The 3,063-nt window shown below is 61.6% G+C and carries 4 protein-coding genes; 1 reads left to right on the top strand and 3 read right to left on the bottom strand.

Going from position 1 to position 3,063, the window contains the following annotated elements; genetic code table 11:
• Positions 1–127: 127 nt before the first annotated feature.
• The 3 genes from GSQ89_RS27450 to GSQ89_RS27445 all read right to left on the bottom strand — a co-directional run bounded on the left by GSQ89_RS27450 (position 128) and on the right by GSQ89_RS27445 (position 2,817).
• A complete protein-coding gene (locus GSQ89_RS27450; protein ID WP_158931293.1) occupies positions 128–1,075 on the bottom strand; it encodes a hypothetical protein in 948 nt (315 codons plus the stop codon).
• A gap of 342 nt (positions 1,076–1,417) precedes the next feature.
• Positions 1,418–1,549: a hypothetical protein gene (locus GSQ89_RS39820; RefSeq protein WP_256367353.1), complete on the bottom strand. Its 132-nt coding sequence runs from the start codon at positions 1,547–1,549 to the stop codon at positions 1,418–1,420.
• A gap of 131 nt (positions 1,550–1,680) precedes the next feature.
• Positions 1,681–2,817: a pentapeptide repeat-containing protein gene (locus GSQ89_RS27445; RefSeq protein WP_158931291.1), complete on the bottom strand. Its 1,137-nt coding sequence runs from the start codon at positions 2,815–2,817 to the stop codon at positions 1,681–1,683.
• On the opposite strand from GSQ89_RS27445, the gene GSQ89_RS27440 reads away from it, so the two are divergent.
• Positions 2,809–2,979, top strand: a complete 171-nt coding sequence (locus GSQ89_RS27440; protein WP_158931289.1) for a hypothetical protein — start codon at positions 2,809–2,811, stop codon at positions 2,977–2,979. The two genes, GSQ89_RS27445 and GSQ89_RS27440, sit on opposite strands and share 9 nt — an antisense overlap.
• Positions 2,980–3,063: the final 84 nt, after the last annotated feature.

Here is a 3,063-nt window from a genome sequence, read left to right as displayed (position 1 = left end):
GGGCCTTCGCCCGCCATGACGATGAGAGGCCGGCGGCGTTAGTGCCGACAGACCCTTTGTATCAACGGAGACGAGGAAGATCCCCGAATGTGCGTTGCCGATTATCGATCCGTCCGATTTTTGGCTTCTACGCCGTGCCGCTCGGCACGCCCGGAAAGCTGACGTTCAGCTTGCTGAATATGACGTCAATCGGGATTGCATATGCGGTCGGGCCGACACCGCCGGCGCTCATCAGGCCGATAAGGCGATTGTGTTGGTCGCACAGCGCGGACCCCGAATCGCCCTGGATCTGAAAGGTGCCGCCGCCGGTACCAGTGATCTTCCAGACCTGCCCCGCGTTGAATTCGACGGGCAATTGCTTGGATGCGGGATCGATCGGCCCGAACAGCATCGAGTCGTTGTTGAAAGTCTTGAACGGCACCTTGACCTTGTCTTGGCTTACCATGCCGATGCCCCATTTCTTGATACCGGATGCGTCACCGTATTTCCAGACCGGGCCTCCGGGCGTTGGGACCGGAGGGGGGGCAAGTATCTGCGTGCCGTCCAGAGTCGCGTTTGTCCACTGCACACCTGGCTTCAGTGTCGCAACGGCAGCGTCGAAGTTCGTTTCCAAGAATCCACGCTCAAACTTGGCGACCGTGCATTTTTCGATTGCCGAGGCCACGAATTCGTTGAGCGTCTTCAAATAGAATTTGTCGATGTCGGTTTGGGTGATCGGCTCACTCGGTTTTTGAGGGTCGGTTGTAGGTGGTGAAAAGGTTCCATAGGATGGGTTTTTGGGCGGTGGGTGCCCCTTGAGCCATACTGCCTTCTTGTCCCTGCCAATCGATTGTTCCGCGAACTCCTTCAGCTCGATTGCGCAAGGCTGCACGATGTCGAGCTGTGATTGCGGGCGTGGCGTCGCATAGAAAAAGCTTGGTGGAGACTGAAAGAACTGCAGAACATGCATATTGCTGAGCAGCATGATCTTCTTTGTTTCTTTGTCTTCGACGAAGCAACCCAGGGTTCCCCCTGTCGCTGCTCCGAACCCAGCCTGGCTTATGCTGATCCCCGGTGCGATCGGTCTCCAGAACATTTAGCCCCCCACCGGAACATGTTCGATGGAGGATACGCATTCGAGCGAATGCTGGCAATCGAGCTAAGCCCGACGGAAACACTCATGACGTCGAATAATGCAAGGTTGGAGGTACGGAAACCAGCGGCTGTGTCCGCCGCCGTCGCGGCAACAGAACCGACCTACCCAGGCAATGTTTCCTTGACCCAGTCCCGTCGGCCGCCGCGAAGGCCGCACTGCGCATAGGTCGGCTTCGGGCTTGTGTGGCGTCTCTCGGAAGGTGGTGGCTCACATCTTGTCGGCTGCGGGGTCTTTCTCGCCTGTGGCGATCATGGCCTCCCGACCTCAACCCATTTTCTGGCGTTAATCACTGCCGGCCATCCAGTTGTTTTGGTAATAATTATGCGCTGGGGCTTGGTACGGGGCGGTCTGGCCATTGGCTACGGCGACACCCAGGCTGACAACTGCGAAGGCAGCGCGAATCAGGGTTTTCATCGGAAATCTCCATCTCCGGCCAGAAGGTCTGACCACCATGTTGCGCACATAGATGGACCTATGCTGGGCTGGCGATAATCCGGCGGATTGACATTAGATTTATGTGTTCGGCGGTGAAGTTGCGCCGGCGCTCAGGCCGCGACGATGGCGCCCAGGTCGCGGGCGATGGTCATCTGCTCGCGCGACATCTTGCTGGAGACCAGCCTGGCGCCTGCGAAGTCGGCGCCGGTGAGGGTGGCGCCGGTCAGGTCGGCGAATGAGAGATCGGCGCCGACGAAGCTGACGCCGTTCAGCAGGGCGTCGCGGAGATCGGTGTGACGAAGCCGAGCGTTGGACAGATCGGCTGGTATTCGGGCGCCGGAACCGATCTGGAGGGCTCGCAGGTCGGTCTTGCGCATGGAGGCGCTGTCGAGTCGGGCACCGGCCAGGCTGATACCGCGCATGTCCGCCCCGTCGAGCCGGCTTTTGCGGAAATCGCTGTCCGGGCACTTGGCTGCCTGGAACGCGGATCGCGTCAGGTCCACGCCGCAGAACACGGCGTTCGCGGCGCGGGCCATGGTCAGGCGTGCGCCGACGAATGCCCGGCTGCCGCGCAGGTCGAAGCCGGTGAGGTCCAGCAGTTGGCCCTGCTTGCCGTTGGATTCGATGAACGCGACATGCCAGGCGAGCATGTCCTCCAGGCTGACATCCAGGGTGCTGAGCAGTTTGCCGTGCGGCTTGTCGGACAGCGCGTCTTTCATGTCGGCGCCGGCGACGTTGGCGAAGGTAAAATTGGTGCCGGACAGGCTGGCGCCCTGGAAGCAGGTGTCGCGGGTGTCGGCCTGGCCGAAATCCGCCCCGTCCAGGTCGCAGCCGGAGAAATTCGCGCCCCTCAGATGGGCGCGGGTCAGGCGGCAGTCACGCATGAGGGCGTCGGAAAAATCGGTTTTGACGGCAAACGCGCCGGCGAGGCTGGCGTTGGTCAGGTTGGCACCGGAAAAGGTGGTACGGCCGGTGCCGGCGTTCACCTCGTTCGGGCCGCGCGCCCGGAACTCCCCCGACCGGTCCCTGGCGATCTGTCCGCCTTCGCGCATGTCGGCCTCGAAGAGGTTGGCGCCAACGAGCATGGCGCCGCTGAAATTGCAGCCGCGGAGGTCGGCGCGGCTCAGGCTGGCGTCTTTCAGGTTCGCACGGCGGAAATCGCAGCCGAAGACGGTGGCGGAGTCGAGGCGGCAGGCGGTGAGGTTGCTGCCGATGAAGGAGGAGCCGGTCAGGTTGGCGTGCGACAAATCCTGTCCGCCGAGGTCGACGCCGGAGAGGTCGCAATCGAGCAGGACGGCGCGGCGGCCGCCTGGACGGGATTCGCGGAACCAGGCATGGCGGCGCAGTATTTCGGCCAGTTCGAGGGCGGAGCGTTTGACCAGTTCGTTCAGGGGACGTCACTCATTTGAATATGTCCAATGTTATACTGATGACGTTATCGTCGACCCATCGATTGGTCTGTCCGTCATGCCGATACCCGGGCCAAGCCCGTG

Source organism: Acidisphaera sp. S103, assembly GCF_009765975.1.
Lineage (GTDB): Bacteria > Pseudomonadota > Alphaproteobacteria > Acetobacterales > Acetobacteraceae > Rhodopila.
This window is presented reverse-complemented; position numbering and strand designations above follow the sequence as displayed.